21 protein-coding genes are annotated in these 15,171 nt (G+C 53.7%); 4 read left to right on the forward strand and 17 right to left on the reverse strand.

Going from position 1 to position 15,171, the window contains the following annotated elements; genetic code table 11:
• Window positions 1-61: 61 nt before the first annotated feature.
• The 3 genes from rpmG to radC form a co-directional block, all read right to left on the reverse strand.
• Complete coding sequence (rpmG, locus tag I6G83_RS06450; RefSeq protein WP_002442576.1) at window positions 62-229, reverse strand: 50S ribosomal protein L33; 168 nt, start codon at window positions 227-229, stop codon at window positions 62-64.
• A 16-nt stretch (window positions 230-245) separates the two neighbouring features.
• Window positions 246-482: a 50S ribosomal protein L28 gene (gene rpmB, locus I6G83_RS06455; protein ID WP_015962363.1), complete on the reverse strand. Its 237-nt coding sequence runs from the start codon at window positions 480-482 to the stop codon at window positions 246-248.
• Between the two features lie 263 nt (window positions 483-745).
• Window positions 746-1,429, reverse strand: a complete 684-nt coding sequence (gene radC / locus I6G83_RS06460) for a RadC family protein (protein WP_054307451.1) — start codon at window positions 1,427-1,429, stop codon at window positions 746-748.
• Between the two features lie 183 nt (window positions 1,430-1,612).
• On the opposite strand from radC, the gene coaBC reads away from it, so the two are divergent.
• The 3 genes from coaBC to slmA all read left to right on the forward strand — a co-directional run bounded on the left by coaBC (window position 1,613) and on the right by slmA (window position 4,144).
• On the forward strand, window positions 1,613-2,827 hold the full coding sequence (coaBC, locus tag I6G83_RS06465) for a bifunctional phosphopantothenoylcysteine decarboxylase/phosphopantothenate--cysteine ligase CoaBC (protein ID WP_054307453.1): 1,215 nt from the start codon (window positions 1,613-1,615) through the stop codon (window positions 2,825-2,827).
• Entirely contained in the window at window positions 2,805-3,263 is a 459-nt protein-coding gene (gene dut / locus I6G83_RS06470) for a dUTP diphosphatase (protein ID WP_015962366.1), read from the forward strand. Before coaBC ends, dut begins: the two co-directional genes overlap by 23 nt.
• A gap of 284 nt (window positions 3,264-3,547) precedes the next feature.
• Window positions 3,548-4,144 (forward strand): nucleoid occlusion factor SlmA, encoded by a 597-nt coding sequence (gene slmA / locus I6G83_RS06475; protein WP_015962367.1) that lies wholly within the window; start codon window positions 3,548-3,550, stop codon window positions 4,142-4,144.
• A gap of 47 nt (window positions 4,145-4,191) precedes the next feature.
• On the opposite strand, the gene pyrE is transcribed toward slmA, so the two are convergent.
• The gene (pyrE, locus tag I6G83_RS06480) at window positions 4,192-4,833 is read right to left on the reverse strand and encodes an orotate phosphoribosyltransferase (protein WP_015962368.1); all 642 of its coding nucleotides are present in this window, start codon (window positions 4,831-4,833) and stop codon (window positions 4,192-4,194) included.
• Between the two features lie 85 nt (window positions 4,834-4,918).
• Window positions 4,919-5,635 carry a ribonuclease PH gene (rph, locus tag I6G83_RS06485; protein WP_015962369.1) on the reverse strand — a complete coding sequence of 239 codons (717 nt, stop codon included), beginning with the start codon at window positions 5,633-5,635 and terminating at the stop codon, window positions 4,919-4,921.
• Between the two features lie 183 nt (window positions 5,636-5,818).
• Between rph and I6G83_RS06490 the strand changes: the two genes are divergently transcribed.
• A complete protein-coding gene (locus I6G83_RS06490) occupies window positions 5,819-6,682 on the forward strand; it encodes a YicC/YloC family endoribonuclease (protein WP_015962370.1) in 864 nt (287 codons plus the stop codon).
• A gap of 78 nt (window positions 6,683-6,760) precedes the next feature.
• On the opposite strand, the gene I6G83_RS06495 is transcribed toward I6G83_RS06490, so the two are convergent.
• The 12 genes from I6G83_RS06495 to I6G83_RS06550 form a co-directional block, all read right to left on the reverse strand.
• Window positions 6,761-7,153 (reverse strand): DUF4150 domain-containing protein, encoded by a 393-nt coding sequence (locus I6G83_RS06495; protein WP_062779311.1) that lies wholly within the window; start codon window positions 7,151-7,153, stop codon window positions 6,761-6,763.
• A 10-nt stretch (window positions 7,154-7,163) separates the two neighbouring features.
• Entirely contained in the window at window positions 7,164-7,769 is a 606-nt protein-coding gene (locus tag I6G83_RS06500) for a DUF3540 domain-containing protein (protein ID WP_054307621.1), read from the reverse strand.
• A gap of 9 nt (window positions 7,770-7,778) precedes the next feature.
• The gene (locus I6G83_RS06505) at window positions 7,779-8,849 is read right to left on the reverse strand and encodes a pentapeptide repeat-containing protein (RefSeq protein WP_054307622.1); all 1,071 of its coding nucleotides are present in this window, start codon (window positions 8,847-8,849) and stop codon (window positions 7,779-7,781) included.
• A complete protein-coding gene (locus tag I6G83_RS06510; protein ID WP_054307623.1) occupies window positions 8,846-11,386 on the reverse strand; it encodes a DUF2169 family type VI secretion system accessory protein in 2,541 nt (846 codons plus the stop codon). The genes I6G83_RS06505 and I6G83_RS06510 overlap by 4 nt, the downstream gene beginning before the upstream one ends.
• A gap of 219 nt (window positions 11,387-11,605) precedes the next feature.
• A complete protein-coding gene (locus I6G83_RS06515) occupies window positions 11,606-11,992 on the reverse strand; it encodes a hypothetical protein (protein ID WP_232238947.1) in 387 nt (128 codons plus the stop codon).
• Window positions 11,993-12,102: 110 nt separating this feature from the next.
• A complete protein-coding gene (locus I6G83_RS06520; RefSeq protein ID WP_054307624.1) occupies window positions 12,103-12,489 on the reverse strand; it encodes a hypothetical protein in 387 nt (128 codons plus the stop codon).
• 46 nt (window positions 12,490-12,535) lie between these two features.
• On the reverse strand, window positions 12,536-12,901 hold the full coding sequence (locus tag I6G83_RS06525; protein ID WP_152972243.1) for a DUF3592 domain-containing protein: 366 nt from the start codon (window positions 12,899-12,901) through the stop codon (window positions 12,536-12,538).
• Window positions 12,902-12,963: 62 nt separating this feature from the next.
• Window positions 12,964-13,329 (reverse strand): DUF3592 domain-containing protein, encoded by a 366-nt coding sequence (locus I6G83_RS06530; RefSeq protein WP_232238948.1) that lies wholly within the window; start codon window positions 13,327-13,329, stop codon window positions 12,964-12,966.
• Window positions 13,326-13,742 carry a hypothetical protein gene (locus tag I6G83_RS06535; RefSeq protein ID WP_054307625.1) on the reverse strand — a complete coding sequence of 139 codons (417 nt, stop codon included), beginning with the start codon at window positions 13,740-13,742 and terminating at the stop codon, window positions 13,326-13,328. Before I6G83_RS06535 ends, I6G83_RS06530 begins: the two co-directional genes overlap by 4 nt.
• 27 nt (window positions 13,743-13,769) lie before the next feature.
• Entirely contained in the window at window positions 13,770-14,153 is a 384-nt protein-coding gene (locus I6G83_RS06540) for a DUF3592 domain-containing protein (RefSeq protein ID WP_054307626.1), read from the reverse strand.
• 135 nt (window positions 14,154-14,288) lie between these two features.
• Window positions 14,289-14,636, reverse strand: a complete 348-nt coding sequence (locus I6G83_RS06545) for a hypothetical protein (protein WP_054307627.1) — start codon at window positions 14,634-14,636, stop codon at window positions 14,289-14,291.
• Between the two features lie 91 nt (window positions 14,637-14,727).
• Window positions 14,728-15,093 (reverse strand): hypothetical protein, encoded by a 366-nt coding sequence (locus I6G83_RS06550; RefSeq protein WP_232238949.1) that lies wholly within the window; start codon window positions 15,091-15,093, stop codon window positions 14,728-14,730.
• Window positions 15,094-15,171: the final 78 nt, after the last annotated feature.

Here is a 15,171-nt window from a genome sequence, read left to right on the forward strand (position 1 = left end):
GCGGGCAAAAAGCAAAAAACCCGGCCGAAGCCGGGTTTTACTTAATCCACTAAACTAAGAATTACTTAATTTTAGCTTCTTTGTAGACTACGTGCTGACGGACAACTGGATCGAATTTCTTCAGTTCCAGTTTTTCCGGCTTAGTACGCTTGTTCTTCGTGGTGGTATAGAAGTGACCAGTACCAGCAGAAGAAACCAGCTTGATCTTCTCGCGAACACCTTTAGCCATGATTCAGTTCCTTTCCTTAATACTTCTCACCACGGGCACGCAGATCGGCCAGAACCGTCTCAATACCCTTCTTATCGATAATACGCATACCTTTAGCAGATACACGCAGAGTTACAAAGCGCTTCTCAGCCTCAACCCAAAAACGGTGTGAGTGCAGGTTTGGCAGAAAACGGCGTTTGGTCGCGTTCATTGCGTGGGAACGGTTGTTACCGCTCACCGGGCGCTTGCCAGTAACTTGGCAGACTCGGGACATGTCTATTCTCCAAAAATCAAATCAGCTCGAGCTTCGTATAGGGTATGGCCGCCTCGTCAGGCTTTAGAGCCCATCTCAGCAAACTTCATACTGAGGAGACTCTCGTCATCAGGTCAGAAACCACACATCAGGTCAGAAACCTGCTGAGATAGGCTCTTAACGCCAAACCCAAGATTCTCAAAGGTGGCGTAGTATACGCTCTGAAGCGTAAGTGCTCAAGTCCCGAACAGCTAAAGATCCCTCAAGGATCGCGAAATTTTTTCCTAAAGCCAGCCGCGCTCAGCAAAAGAGACGCATTCCCCCCTGCCGATAACCAGATGATCGAGCACCCGGATCTCCAATAATTGGCAGGCGCTGACGATTTGCTCGGTAATTTGACGGTCTGCCTGACTGGGTTCGGCCCGCCCCGAAGGATGATTGTGCGCCAGAATAATGGCGGCGGCGTTCGCCTTCAAGGCTTCGCGCACAATTTCCCGCGGGTGAACCACCACGCTGCTGATACTGCCCGCAAACATTTCCTGATGGCGGATGACCCGATGCTGGTTATCCAGCAGCAGCACCAGGAAAACCTCCCGCTCGCGATGCGTCAGCAGGCTTTGCAGATAGTTGCGGGTAACCTGCGGGTTCAGCAGCGCGTCCTCCTGCGTCAAGCGGCTGGAAAAGCAGCGAAACGCCAGCTCCGACGTGGCGCTCAGCTGGCTGTAGGTGGCATCCCCCACGCCCTTCTGAGCACATAGCTGGGCATAATCCGCCGACACCAGCCGATGCAGCGAGCCAAACTGCCGCAGCAGCTGTTCCGCACGCGACATCACGTGCACGCCGGGAAACCCGGTCCGTAAAAAAATCGCCAGCAGTTCAACATCCGACAGCGCCGCCGCGCCGTCACGCAGCAACTTTTCCCTGGGCGCCAGCTCTCCCGGCCACGGCGCCAGACTTTGATTATTCATGATTCGTCCTCCCTGCGCAGACATCATGCCATGCGGGGCGGGGGTTAACGACGGCGGCCTGATAAGCTTGCGATGTACTGCGCAAAGCTCAATGTAACGACCACCAGGTTATGCAGAAACGCTCATCCGCGCGGCGAGTATGCTAAAATGGCGCATCTTTCGGTTTTCAATCGGACAATGACGATGACGGGACTTTCCGGCAAACATATCGTACTGGGCATCAGCGGCGGCATCGCAGCGTATAAATGCCCGGAGCTGGTGCGCCGCCTGCGCGACAGAGGCGCCGAAGTACGCGTAGTGATGACCCAGGCTGCGCAGTCGTTCATTACCCCGCTGACGCTGCAGGCGGTTTCCGGCCATCCGGTGTCGGACGATCTGCTGGATCCCGCCGCAGAGGCCGCCATGGGCCATATCGAGCTGGGCAAGTGGGCCGATCTGGTGATTCTGGCGCCGGCAACGGCGGATTTGCTGGCGCGCGTCGCCGCCGGCATGGCCAACGACCTACTCACCACCCTGTGCCTGGCGACGGCCGCCCCCATCGCCGCCGCGCCGGCGATGAACCAACAGATGTACCGCGCCGCGGCGACGCAGGCCAACCTGCGCGCCCTGCAGGCGCGCGGCATGCTGATGTGGGGGCCGGACAGCGGCAGCCAGGCCTGCGGCGACGTCGGCCCGGGCCGGATGCTCGATCCGCTGGAGCTGGTCGATCTGGCGAACCGCCACTTCTCAACGCCGCAGGACCTCACGCACCTGAAGCTGATGGTCACCGCCGGCCCGACGCGCGAAGCGCTGGACCCGGTGCGCTTTATCAGCAACCACAGCTCGGGCAAAATGGGCTTTGCCATCGCCACCGCCGCCGCGGCGCGCGGCGCACAGGTCACGCTGATCGCCGGGCCGGTGGATCTGCCGACCCCGCCGTCGGTGACTCGCATCGACGTCATCAGCGCGCTGGAGATGGAGCAGGCCGTGCAGCAACGGGCGCAGCAGCAGGATATTTTTGTCTCCTGCGCCGCCGTAGCGGATTACCGTCCTGCGCTGGTGGCCGATGAAAAAATTAAAAAACAGGGTGATGAGATCACCATCAAGATGGTAAAAAACCCCGACATCGTCGCCGGCGTTGCCGCCATGAACAAAAATCGACCGTTTGTCGTTGGGTTTGCTGCCGAAACCCAGAATGTGGAAGAATACGCGCGACAAAAACTGGCGCGCAAGAAACTGGATGTAATCTGCGCCAACGATGTATCGCTTGCAGGGCAGGGTTTCAACAGTGATACCAATGCCTTACACCTTTTTTGGCAGGATGGGGAAAAGCGCCTGGCGCTTAGCGATAAAGCACTCCTTGGCCAACGTTTAATAGACGAGATAGTCAGCCGTTATGATGAAAAAAATCGACGTTAAGATTCTCGACCCGCGTATCGGTCAGGATTTTCCATTACCGACTTACGCCACGCCGGGTTCTGCAGGCCTCGATCTGCGCGCCTGCCTGGACGCCGCGGTAGAGCTGGCGCCGGGGGAAACCACCCTGCTGCCGACCGGTCTGGCCATTCACATCGCTGACGCCAATCTGGCGGCGGTGATCCTGCCGCGCTCCGGCCTTGGCCATAAGCACGGCGTCGTGCTGGGCAACCTGGTCGGCCTGATTGACTCCGACTATCAGGGGCAGCTGATGGTGTCCGTGTGGAACCGCGGGCAAAAGGCGTTCACCATCGAGCCGGGCGAACGTATCGCACAGATGGTCTTCGTACCGGTAGTGCAGGCTGAATTCAACCTGGTCGAAGAATTCGACAGCAGCGAACGCGGTGAAGGCGGCTTCGGCCACTCGGGCCGCCAATAAGCACGACCGCATTAGGATGGCCGGCACGGAAGCCGCCTGAAACCTCGTCCGCCGCAGGCTATGGAGAGCTCAGCGACGGGGTTCCCGGCAGCCGGCAGCGTTGAGTGCCCACACCATGGGGCATATCACCGCCGCAGGCCAGGCAATGCGAAGAAAACCGGTCATAAAGACCGCTGACCCCACACCGTAAAAAAGCTATCACATAAGCCGCACAGAATAGCGTCTGGCGCGGCCGGTGCCGGGTTTCCAAAGTCCAAGCCGTTTTAGCAAGGGTCTTATCAGACATGGCAGAAAAAGAAAATACCAAAAGGAATCGGCGCGAGGAGATACTGCAGGCGTTAGCCCAGATGCTGGAATCCAGCGACGGCAGCCAGCGCATCACCACGGCAAAACTGGCTGCGAATGTCGGTGTCTCTGAAGCCGCGCTGTACCGGCATTTTCCCAGCAAGACGCGGATGTTCGACAGCCTGATCGAGTTTATCGAAGACAGCCTGATCACGCGTATCAACCTGATCCTGCAGGATGAAAAAGAGACCTTCAGCCGCCTGCGGCTGATTCTGCTGCTCGTCCTCAGCTTTGCCGAGCGCAACCCGGGATTAACGCGGATTATGACCGGCCACGCGCTGATGTTTGAACAGGATCGCCTGCAGGGCCGGATTAACCAGCTGTTTGAACGCATCGAAGCGCAGCTGCGCCAGGTGTTGAAGGAACGCAAACTGCGGGAAGGCAAAGGCTTTATCGTGGATGAAACCATGCTGGCCAGCCAGCTGCTGGCGTTCTGCGAGGGCATGCTGTCACGCTATGTGCGTTCCGAATTCCGCTACCGCCCGACGGAAGAGTTTGAAGGACGCTGGCCGCTGTTGGCGGCACAGCTGCAATAAGACAACGCCGGGCATGCCCGGCGTTGTTATATCATCAGCCGCGCAAGTTAGATGCCGTACTGCTCGCGGTAGGCGCGCACCGCCGCCAGATGCTCCGCCATTTCCGGTTTTTCCGCCAGATAGGCAATCAGATCCTGCAACGTGACGATAGAGATGACCTTGCAGTGATAATCGCGCTCGACTTCCTGAATCGCTGATACCTCGCCGCGGCCGCGCTCCTGACGGTCGAGGGAAATCAGCACGCCGGCCAGGCTGGCGCCGCTGGCGTTGATAATCTCCATGGATTCACGAATTGCAGTACCGGCGGTGATGACATCATCCACCAGCATCACGCGACCCTGCAGCGGGCTGCCGACCAGCGAGCCGCCTTCACCGTGGGTTTTCGCCTCTTTACGGTTGAAGCAGTAAGGCACGTCGCGGTCGTGATGTTCGGCCAACGCGACGGCGGTGGTGGTGGCGATCGGAATGCCTTTATACGCCGGGCCGAACAGCAAATCGAAGTCAATGCCGGCATCCACCAGCGCTTCAGCATAAAAACGCCCCAGCAGCGCAAGGTCGCGCCCGGTATTGAACAGGCCGGCGTTGAAGAAATATGGGCTGGTACGGCCGGATTTCAGGGTGAACTCGCCGAATTTCAATACCTGCTTGTTAAGCGCAAACTCGATAAACTGGCGCTGGTAGGCTTTCATCACTGCTTCTCCTCGTCTTGATACTGATTGATACTGCGCCCGATCGCCGGGCGTAAAAAAGGCGACTTCTCAGTCGCCTTAAAAATTATTCTGCCAGCGCCGCTTTCTGCGCCTGGAAAATAGTGTCGATGCCCCCTCGGGCCAACGCCAGCAACGCCAGCAGTTCGTCATGGCTGAACGGCTCGCCTTCTGCGGTGCCCTGCACCTCGATCATGCGACCATCTTCCATCATCACCACGTTCATATCGGTTTCCGCCGCGGAATCTTCCACATACTCCAGATCGCAGACCGGCTCGCCGTCTACGATGCCGACGGAAACGGCGGCCACCATGCCCTTCATCGGGTTAGCCTTCAGCTTGCCGGCGGCGACCAGCGCATTGAGCGCGTCGGCCAGCGCCACGCAGGCGCCGGTGATGGAGGCGGTGCGGGTGCCGCCGTCCGCCTGCAGGACGTCGCAGTCGAGCGTGATGGTGAACTCACCCAGCTTTTTCAGATCGACCGCCGCACGCAGCGAGCGGGCGATCAAACGCTGAATCTCCAGCGTGCGTCCGCCCTGCTTGCCCTTCGCCGCTTCGCGGGCGTTGCGGCTGTGGGTCGAACGCGGCAGCATGCCGTATTCTGCGGTGATCCAGCCTTGCCCCTGGCCCTTCAGAAAGCGCGGTACGCCATCTTCAACCGTGGCAGTGCACAGAACTTTGGTATCGCCAAACTCAACCAGCACTGAACCTTCAGCGTGTTTCGTGTAGTGACGGGTGAGTGTCAGGGGGCGAACTTGTTGTGGTGCTCTGCCAGCTGGACGCATGGGGCTTTCTCCGACGTTAAATCATCATTGGCTGCGCATTATACCCAAAATATCGCCGGTTGCAGCAACGCGACGCGATAAGCGCGCGACGCGGCGATCTTGCCGCATCGTGACGTTATGCCTATCTTGCCTGCGGCGGCAACGCTATAATCGAACCATCATTTCTTAATTCGGGTACGCACAATGATCCGCAGCATGACCGCCTACGCCCGGCGTGAAATCAAGGGTGAATGGGGCAGCGCAGCTTGGGAGCTGCGTTCCGTTAACCAACGTTACCTGGAAACCTATATCCGCCTGCCGGAGCAGTTCCGCAGCCTGGAGCCGGTGATTCGTGAACGCATCCGCGGCCGCCTGACGCGCGGTAAAGTGGAGTGCAACCTGCGCTTTGAGCTGGACCCGAGCGCGCAAAGCTCGCTGATCCTGAACGAAAAGCTGGCCAAGCAGCTGGTGGAAGCCGCCAACTGGGTGAAAATGCAAAGCGACGAAGGGGAAATCAACCCAATCGACGTGCTGCGCTGGCCGGGCGTGATGTCCGCGCAGGAGCAGGATCTGGACGCCATCAGCGCCCAGCTGCTGCAGGCGCTGGACGGCGCGCTGGATGACTTTATCGCCGCGCGGGAAAGCGAAGGCACCGCGCTGAAAGCGCTGATCGAACAGCGTCTGGACGCCGTCGGTGAAGAAGTGGTCAAGGTGCGTGCGCAGATGCCGAATATTCTGCAATGGCAGCGCGAGCGTCTGGTGAGCAAGCTGGAAGAAGCGCAGGTACAACTGGAAAACACCCGTCTTGAACAGGAACTGGTGCTGATGGCGCAGCGTATCGACGTGGCCGAAGAGCTGGACCGCCTGGAGGCGCACGTAAAAGAAACGCGCAATATCCTGAAGAAAAAAGAGGCCGTTGGCCGTCGTCTCGACTTTATGATGCAGGAGTTCAACCGCGAATCAAACACGCTGGCCTCCAAATCCATCAATGCCGACGTCACCACCTCCGCGATTGAGCTGAAGGTGCTGATCGAGCAAATGCGCGAGCAGATTCAGAACATCGAGTAATCGCGCACTGGCTGGCCTACCGCCGACCACCGCTATCACGGCTTCCGCTCTGCGGAAGCCGTTTTTTTATGCCGCGCCTTATGGCGCCAGCATCAACACCTTAAACTGACTGGGCACAATACGCATCCCCACCGTATTGGTGGAGTTCTGCAGGCTGACGCTGGTCAGCCGGGTGGCCGGCGTGCCCTTCAGCAGGACGGTAAACGATCCGGTGAGGTGGCGCGACGGTCCCATCACCGTACCGGACGCCACGCCGGTGGCGACGCCCGCGTTATCGCCGTTGGTCAGCGGCGTTACCGTCGCCATATTGTGCGCCGGCATGCCCATAAACAGAATGTTCAGCGCGTTGGGGATCGCCGTCGGCCCCATGGCGATATCCGGATAGGGGATCGGCGTCGGCGCGGGCATCGGGGTCAGGCACACGTCCGGAAAGGCCAGATCGACGCCCATCAGTTGGCAGTTGGCAAACATCGCGGCCTCCTTAGCCCATATGAATCTGTTCTGAATCGACTTTGGTGATCGCTTTAGAGGTAATCACCGTGTTGTGCGCGTGCAGACGTGCGTAACCATCGGCGCGGATATCCACCTGTCCGGCGCGCACCTGCTCGGTATTGCGGGTATGGCGGAACAGGTTCTGGCTGACCTGGGTCACCGTCTGCCATACCGACTCGGCGCGTTTGCCCACCATACGGGTCAGGCTGACCCAGGCGGAAAGCTTATCGCCGCTGTAGTTCATCTCGCCGATGTGGCAGTCCCCTTGCTGCGCCGCCACCTTCAGGGTGGCGCCGCTCAGGCTCAGTTCTCCGGCGCTGCGGATGTGCAGATCCCCCGGCAGCGACAGCTCAGCGCTGCCTTCATCGGCCCGTTCCAGCACCGCCAGCAGCCACGCCTTGTCAGCCGCCCCGGCGATCAGCACGCTGTCCCCGACCGCCGGGGCAATCAGGCAGCTCGCCGCCCGGCGGCAGTGCCAGCCGCGGCCTTCACACTCCACCATCAGGCTGCCGTCGGCAAAACAGTGGGTTACCCGGCCAGCGGCCTGCAGCGGCGGCAGCGCCGCCTGAGCCAGTTTATGATTGATATTGTTCATCACCTCTCCTTAACCGCGGCTTTGGCGCTGAGCGCTCCAGGCTTCGGCGGCCAGTAATTCTTCATCGTATTCCAGCATCCCCTTGCGATTCGGGATGTGCGCACCGTCCTGACGGGCACGGTGAAAGCGGGTGCGGGAAAAACGGACGTCGGTAAAATCCGCCTGACGCAGGTCAGAGCCGGAAAAATCGCTATAGGTCAGATCGCAGAAGCGGAAACGGGTCGCCACCGCGACGGCCTGCTGCAAAATGCTCTGAAACAGCCGGCTCTGGCTGAAGTCGGCGCCGCTCAGCAGCGCATTGACCATGATCGCCTGATCGAACTGGCTGCCCTGGCACTGGGCGCCGCTCAGATCGGCCTCCATAAACAGCGCCTGACGGGCATCGACCTGACGCAGGTTCGCCCGCTGCAGCGAAGCGCCTTTAAAATTGCACTGGGTCAGCTGCGCGCCGCTGAAGTCCGCCTCGTCAAGGCGGTTATCGGTAAACTGGCAGCCGGTAAACTGCTGGCGGACATAGCTTTTATTACGCTGGTCGCATTCAAAGAACACCACCCGCTCAAAGCTGGCGCCGTCGAGCTCGACCGCGCGTAAATCAATGCCGTAAAACGTGGTCATCTGCAGGCGGCACTCGGTAAACTGCGCCTTATCAAGCGGCGTTTCAAAGAAGGTGCTGCGATCCAGCGCGCTGCGGCTAAAACGGCTTTGCTGCAGCTTGCAGCGCATAAACTGGGTGGTATCAAGCTGACCGTCAGAAAAATCGCTGGCCGTCAGCTCGCAATCGTTAAAGACGCACTCGCGCAGCGCCGTATTGGCGGCCCGTAGGTTCGCCATGGCGCACTGGTTAAACACCGTCTGCGTCAGCTGCGCCCCGTCGGCCTGCACGTCGTTCAGCTCGCATTCGGTGAACACCGCTTCATGCAGGTTGGCGCCGCGCAGATCGGCGCCGTTTAACGAGACTTCCTGAAAGATGCCGCCAGACAGGTCGCAGTTGCGCAAGTCCAGCCCATCCAGCACCAGCTCGCTAATCGCTTCACCGCCCTTCACCCGCTGCTGCAGATCCGCTGCGCCAAGATTGGTCATACTGTTTCTCCGTCACGGCCTGGCAACGTTTTAACCCGTTTGGTCCAGGCGCCGTTCAGGCTGGTTGCATCGTCGGTAATGGCCTGCGAAAGGTCGGCCCGGAACAGATTGGCGCCGTTAAAACGGGCGCCGCCCAACAGGCTCTTTTGCAAGATGGCCCCCATCAGGTTGGCATCGCTGAAATTGGCCTGCCGGAAGTCGCTGCGCACAAACAGGCTGCCGACCAGATTTGCCCGGGTAAAATCGGCCCCCTGGCAGCAGGCTTCACTGAGGTCGCTGTTTTCCAGCTTCGCCAGCGTGAAACGGGCGCCGCGCAGCGGCGTCTGGCGCAGGTTGCACTGCTTCAGGGTAGCGTTGCTAAAATCGGCGCCGTTCAGCACGCTCTCCGAGGCCGCGGCGCAGGTCACCAGCGTCGCGCCGTCAAACCGCGCCTGCTCGGCGTGGCTCTCTACCCAGGAACAGCTTTCAAGGCTGGCGCCGCTGAAGCTGGCCGCCTCCAGCGTAGTTTTCATAAAGGTGGTTTTATGCAGCCGGGCAGAACTGAAATCGGGCGCCGGCAGCGTCAGCTCCATAAAGATGCAGCTATCCAGCCGCGCCCGCCGGAAACGGCAGCGGGTCAGCCAGGTCTCGCGCAACAGCAGGCCATCCAGCACGGCATCGTCAAAGATACAATCGTCGAACAGCGTCTGCTGCAGCTGGGTCTCTTTAAAGCGCGCGCCGCTGAAGTCGCTGTGGCAGCACTGGGCCAGCGCCAGGCTGGCGCCCTCCAGATCGCATTCCCGCAGCGAGCTGTGGTGTAGTTCGCAGCGCGCCAGCATCACCTCGCGCAAACAGGCGCCATCCAGCCGGCTGTGGCTGAGATCGGCACACTCCAGCAGCGCCTGGCTGAAGTTAGCGCCGCGCAAATCCATACCGGAAAGGTCCGCGCCGGTCAGATCCATACCGCTGAAATCGCCCCCCTGTTCCAGGGTGCGCTGCACGCGGCTGCGGATGATCTGCGCCAGGTCGCCCTTCAGACGCCGGGCCGGCGGCTGGCTCTGTACCGACATCAGGTACATCTGGTGCAGCGCCGCCTGGCTCTGCGCCAGCTTCTTCTCGCTCAGGGCGTCCTTATTCTGGTGCAGCATATCCTGCATACGCTGCATCGTTTCCGGTCCCCGGGGGGCGTTTTCATCCTCTGCGGCCTCGGGGAAGCGGGCCTCCATCTCGCGCTTGCGTTCCTCGGCGTCGAGACGCTGCGCTTCCGCCTGCTGCTCCAGCTTGTCGATAAACGCCGGCAGTTCATCCAGCGGCGGGATCTCCGGCTCTTCAAACGCCGGCAGCAGGTCATCGACGCTGTCGCCCTGGGCCTCCAGCCGTGCCCGATGCTGTTCACGCAACAGATTGGCGCGATTTTTCATATTGTCGCGCATCGGGCTGGTGCTTTGTTCTATTTCGCTGTCGATCCAGGGACCGATGGCCGCTTCCGGAACCAGGTCCTTTTCCCGGAAGGCAAACAGCGCGCCGCGCTCTTTATCCATCCGTTGGCTCAGTACCTTGCGATAGTGGCTGATCGAACGGGCAGCGCCGACGCCCTCCAACGCAGGCATCAGTTGCAACACATCGGCAGCGTCATCTTCGTTGATGCGGGTGTTGCCCTGCCAGATAAGGATCATTTGCTGCAGATGCGGGAAGAACCAGACGGTGGTGGCGCGCAGCGCGATTTCTTCAAACAGCGTTTCATCGCCGCGCTGACGGTTGATAAAGCAGCGGGCCTGCCACGGCGGCAGCGTGCCCTCCTGCAGCGGCCGTTCCGGATGCATATTCCAGATGCGCCAGCGCGCCTGAGGAGGCAGCGCATCACGCTCCTGCCACCATTGATCGGGCGAGGCGGCGTTAAACACCCGCCAGTCGATATCCCGGGCAAAGCCGGGGAAATCCTGCTTCAGCCAGCGGGCGTCATATTTTTTACCCATGCGCTTAAAGCGTCGCGGCCACAGCAGATCCAGCGCGCCAAAACCCGCCGGTTCCGGCTGCTGACCGGCAGAGGTGATGCGCTCATGCATCGATTCGATATTAGGCAACGGACGAAGCTGATAGCCGCCGACCGCCACCGGATGCAGGCCAACGCCATGGGGGTTTTCCTCATGCCCTTCACCGCCCCAGGCGCGGCTCCAGTCCAGACGCATCTGTTCAAAGGGCTGCGGCGGCGTTGCCCGGTCTCCGGCCCAGTAGCGATCGCCATATACCGCCAGGGTTTTGCTCAGACCTTCGATCTCGATACGCGCCGCAACGGCGGTTTTATCCGACTGGTGATGGCTGTAGGCATAACCCGTGGCCAGAAATTCCGCCCGGGCTTTGGGGATCGCCATATCAATCACCCCGCCGCTGGTCTGCAGCTCGCTGGCCGCCAGCTGCCACAGCTCGACTTCCGGCCGCAGCTGCGGCGCCTCCCCCATATCCGCCAGCGCCATCACCGAAACGCCAAGGTGGTTATGGCCCTGCCAGCGATAAGGGCGATTTAATACGCTAAGGCGCAGGGGTTTGATAATTTTCATCGGAGGGTTTTACCATGCCTGAAATAATCATCCGCTAATCGTTTGCATGGAGAATATCATTCTCAAGGTGATAAGTTAACAGAAAAACCATGCGCGACATTCCACGAGATAAAAAATAAATAAACTGTCATATTCAACTTGGCTTAACCATTAACGAGAACGATCAACAGCTCACTGTGTTTTCTAAAAACATATGGGGAAAGCTATTGATAAATAACATCAATAACTAACAGCAACGGGTTTCCCAGAGTTATCCTTAATAAAGACAAAATCATTTTTACCATTAGCCTTTGCCTGATATACCAATCCCAGTTGATAAGCCGAAAGGGCGATCTGCGGCACGGTTTCACGGTGTTTTTCCAGCATCCAGACGGCTTGGCTTTCAGGATTCTCTAGCCGTAAGTCCATCTCAATAACAGGGTTATTGTTAATAAACAGGCCGCTTTGCTTTAGCGACAGGATAGTAACGTACACATCTGCGCCCTGTTCAATAATCCCCTGTTCACGCCGACGGGAACCCTTGATAACTCTGTTGGCAAAATAATAACATACCAAGATAATGGTAAACGTTAATATAATATTGCCGGCTTCCAGGATAGCCATCATTTATCCTTATCGGCAATATTTCCTTTAGCTGGGATAGTAACCATACATATCCAACCTGCCAGTAGCACTGGTTTTTATTTCAAACATCTATTATCTATACCACGAATCATTTAATCCACAAGAATCAATGACTTATCAAGCAAGGCTATTTTTTTCGGATATTCAGGATCGTACTTTATTGTAGTTATATAGCCTTCTTTAAGGGTTTCAATCTCTTTGAAAGTTAAAGGCTTCATTATTGTTGATTCAACAAGGTCATCTTCTTTTGTTTTAAACCGGAACGTAAGTTTATAAACAGGTTTATTACCATCCCAACTACTTGTTTGAACTGTATTAACAATTTCAGCATCCGTAACCATACCATTTTTTAAAACTGCATCCTGAGAAAAACTATCCTTTAAATATGGGATAAAATTCGTATAGAGGAAGCGTGCCATGGGGAAAACTCCGAACACCAGCGCGATTATTACCATTATTATAATAAATGCATTGCTCATTTTACTTTCCGCAATTATATTCCCAATTCTTTTTCATACAAAGACACTATTTATCCAATGGGGATTTTATTTTTATCTTGATTTTTTTAGGATCAACCCTTGAATATGTCAATGGTATTGAATCACCTTTTTTATATTCTGTTAGTTTCGTTACATCAATAACTGCCCTGCCTTCACTTGTAATGATTTTTTTATCAAAAGTATTAAACCTAACTGTAATCAAAACGTTAACAAACGCAGAGTTTTCGCCACTTGAACTTCTTATCGAAACAATCTCTCCTTGTGTATCAACGGCATCTTGTGGACTAATTTTAACCCCACTCCCTCCACGAATTAGTGCATATACAAAAAAAACCATGGCGATGAAAGATATAGCCAATAAAGGGTAAGTTGTAAAATAAGAAATATTCATTTTTAACCATTAGAAAAGTCAGTATTAAAATTAGTCATGCCACCGCACATAAAAACACACTATCACTTCATTTCAAATGGAGCCAAAAATATTTCCTTTGGGTTATTAGGCATATAATAAATATAAATCGTATTATTCCTCATTATCTTTACCATATTCTGAGGGGAAATATATTCTTTAGCTGTTGTAGTAACCCGTCCTAAGTCAGTATCAAACTCAATATCCATCTTAAGCTTTGTATTTCCCGTTCCTGTCGCTCCTATTTTCTCCATATTCAAAATTCTAGCCTCTGTACGAACCCCATCTTTTTTGAATCGGTCATAAGTGGCACCAGTTTTATAGCAGTAAGCTATTACAATAATGATAACAACTGCTATTATTAATGTAACCCAAAAATAATCAGGTATAATCCATCCTAAAACCATCATTTGACTTTATTATTATCAATAATTACTGTTTTCTCTTTATCTCCTGGCACAAATTTAACAACCAATTTTTTCCCCATACGATAATCATCCAGCATCAACGGATTAACCAAATGTGTTGTTCTTACTTCAAAAGAAATGTCATCAGGTCCTGTCACACTAATTGTTAAATCAAGACTTTTCTTCTTTTTCACAAGAACATCCTGAAGTTCAGGTGTTAAATTTGAACTTATAATAACAGCTGTTCCCTGGATGCCATTTCTTCTTGCTTCTTCTTGATTTCTTTCCATTGTAATGCGTTGATAATTATCCTGAACAAATGAATACAAGTAATATAACCCAAGCATAATCATAATAGCCAAGACAACATAGGCAAACCATGATCTTTCAGTCATAGACTTAATGAAATCAAACATAAATAGCCTTTACCAGATAATAATTAATTACTTTCGCTTGAAATCTTTCATCGCATCCCTCATATTCAACATGTTTTTTGATGGTTCATTTCTGGCATAAACAATAGGTATCCCGGATCCCACTTGATATTTTTGTAAATCCATTGTTTTAATGTTTATTAGTTCATCATCCTTTTCAAAAGTATCCCCATTTTCTGTTGTGAAGCGGTAACCAACATGGATACTAACAATGCCAATATTTGATGGAGTCCCGGGGGTAATATCTACGATAGTTGCTTCAGTATAACATGGATTATTCAGTATCTCTTTTTCAACAGTCTTACTTATACGGTTTCTGACAAGGGAATAACCTATTGCAATAATAACGAATGCTACAATTATAATATGTATAAATTTAATAATGAAATCCATACTTTCCTAATCTTAATGGGGAAGCTCTGTATTATGCAATAAGTTCGAGAAATTCTCATTTCAATACTTACGCATACAAATATAAGGATAAACTGAAACTTATCGCTTTCCAATTCCCAGAAGGTGAGATCACTATCACTCCATATCCCCAGGAACCAGATAAACTTTTTCGGGATCTTCAGGTAGGTAATACAAGGCAACCGTATTATTCCTCAAGATTTTTACCATATCTTCTGGTGTGAAGAAACGTTTAGCATGGGTTATAACAATGCCATCATTAGTTGGAAACTCTAACTCCATATAGAATTTCATGTTCCCAGTCCCAGATGCCCCGATGTTTTTTTTATTAATAATTTTTGCTTCAATCTTTATACCTTCAGCTCTGTATTTTTTATCATCAGAACTAGATTTAAATATAATGTATATAACCCACCCAATAAGAAAAATGCTAAAAATTGTAGCCCATAGCGCTGAGTCAGTCATTTATAACTCCTATGGTATATATTTATCCCCACGACATTTAAATTTATTATCCTTCGTTACTCAACTTATTATTCAAACATCAGGACATTCATTATCTCTTCAAACTTGCGTGATAGTAATCGATTTTACTATATTTTTGGTTGACACGATAATATACAATGGGTATTTCCTTACCAACATAATACTCATCAAGGTCCGTAGTGTCGATATTTAGCGTCTGATTATCTTTAGTATAATTAATATTATTGGCAGAAAATGTGTAAGTCATCACTATATCCAATTTCCCAAGATCATTCGGTGCTCTAGGAAAATACTTTACGATATGTGCCACAGAATAAACAGGATCTTTTTTTATCATCAAATGCAAAATATAACCTTGAAAAAAATAAATGACAAAAAATATTAATATCGCAAAAAACACCCCCCATCCGAAAATTTCTGAAAATTTCCCCATCATGTTCCTCATGCTATTATATTAAATTGTTTTTATTAAAGACGTTAAGGGAGATAAAGTTTATAATAACATATACTATTG

Origin of the sequence: Serratia rubidaea (assembly GCF_016026735.1) — a bacterium.
GTDB classification, from domain to species: Bacteria; Pseudomonadota; Gammaproteobacteria; order Enterobacterales; family Enterobacteriaceae; genus Serratia_B; species Serratia_B rubidaea.

Excerpts from the sequence above, each read along its gene's own strand:
- rpmG (WP_002442576.1), bottom strand. The coding sequence starts at position 229 with ATGGCTAAAGGTGTTCGCGAGAAGATCAAGCTGGTTTCTTCTGCTGGT.
- rpmB (WP_015962363.1), bottom strand. The coding sequence starts at position 482 with ATGTCCCGAGTCTGCCAAGTTACTGGCAAGCGCCCGGTGAGCGGTAAC.
- radC (WP_054307451.1), bottom strand. The coding sequence starts at position 1,429 with ATGAATAATCAAAGTCTGGCGCCGTGGCCGGGAGAGCTGGCGCCCAGG.
- coaBC (WP_054307453.1), top strand. The coding sequence starts at position 1,613 with ATGACGGGACTTTCCGGCAAACATATCGTACTGGGCATCAGCGGCGGC.
- dut (WP_015962366.1), top strand. The coding sequence starts at position 2,805 with ATGATGAAAAAAATCGACGTTAAGATTCTCGACCCGCGTATCGGTCAG.
- slmA (WP_015962367.1), top strand. The coding sequence starts at position 3,548 with ATGGCAGAAAAAGAAAATACCAAAAGGAATCGGCGCGAGGAGATACTG.
- pyrE (WP_015962368.1), bottom strand. The coding sequence starts at position 4,833 with ATGAAAGCCTACCAGCGCCAGTTTATCGAGTTTGCGCTTAACAAGCAG.
- rph (WP_015962369.1), bottom strand. The coding sequence starts at position 5,635 with ATGCGTCCAGCTGGCAGAGCACCACAACAAGTTCGCCCCCTGACACTC.
- I6G83_RS06490 (WP_015962370.1), top strand. The coding sequence starts at position 5,819 with ATGATCCGCAGCATGACCGCCTACGCCCGGCGTGAAATCAAGGGTGAA.
- I6G83_RS06495 (WP_062779311.1), bottom strand. The coding sequence starts at position 7,153 with ATGTTTGCCAACTGCCAACTGATGGGCGTCGATCTGGCCTTTCCGGAC.
- I6G83_RS06500 (WP_054307621.1), bottom strand. The coding sequence starts at position 7,769 with ATGAACAATATCAATCATAAACTGGCTCAGGCGGCGCTGCCGCCGCTG.
- I6G83_RS06505 (WP_054307622.1), bottom strand. The coding sequence starts at position 8,849 with ATGACCAATCTTGGCGCAGCGGATCTGCAGCAGCGGGTGAAGGGCGGT.
- I6G83_RS06510 (WP_054307623.1), bottom strand. The coding sequence starts at position 11,386 with ATGAAAATTATCAAACCCCTGCGCCTTAGCGTATTAAATCGCCCTTAT.
- I6G83_RS06515 (WP_232238947.1), bottom strand. The coding sequence starts at position 11,992 with ATGATGGCTATCCTGGAAGCCGGCAATATTATATTAACGTTTACCATT.
- I6G83_RS06520 (WP_054307624.1), bottom strand. The coding sequence starts at position 12,489 with ATGAGCAATGCATTTATTATAATAATGGTAATAATCGCGCTGGTGTTC.
- I6G83_RS06525 (WP_152972243.1), bottom strand. The coding sequence starts at position 12,901 with ATGAATATTTCTTATTTTACAACTTACCCTTTATTGGCTATATCTTTC.
- I6G83_RS06530 (WP_232238948.1), bottom strand. The coding sequence starts at position 13,329 with ATGATGGTTTTAGGATGGATTATACCTGATTATTTTTGGGTTACATTA.
- I6G83_RS06535 (WP_054307625.1), bottom strand. The coding sequence starts at position 13,742 with ATGTTTGATTTCATTAAGTCTATGACTGAAAGATCATGGTTTGCCTAT.
- I6G83_RS06540 (WP_054307626.1), bottom strand. The coding sequence starts at position 14,153 with ATGGATTTCATTATTAAATTTATACATATTATAATTGTAGCATTCGTT.
- I6G83_RS06545 (WP_054307627.1), bottom strand. The coding sequence starts at position 14,636 with ATGACTGACTCAGCGCTATGGGCTACAATTTTTAGCATTTTTCTTATT.
- I6G83_RS06550 (WP_232238949.1), bottom strand. The coding sequence starts at position 15,093 with ATGATGGGGAAATTTTCAGAAATTTTCGGATGGGGGGTGTTTTTTGCG.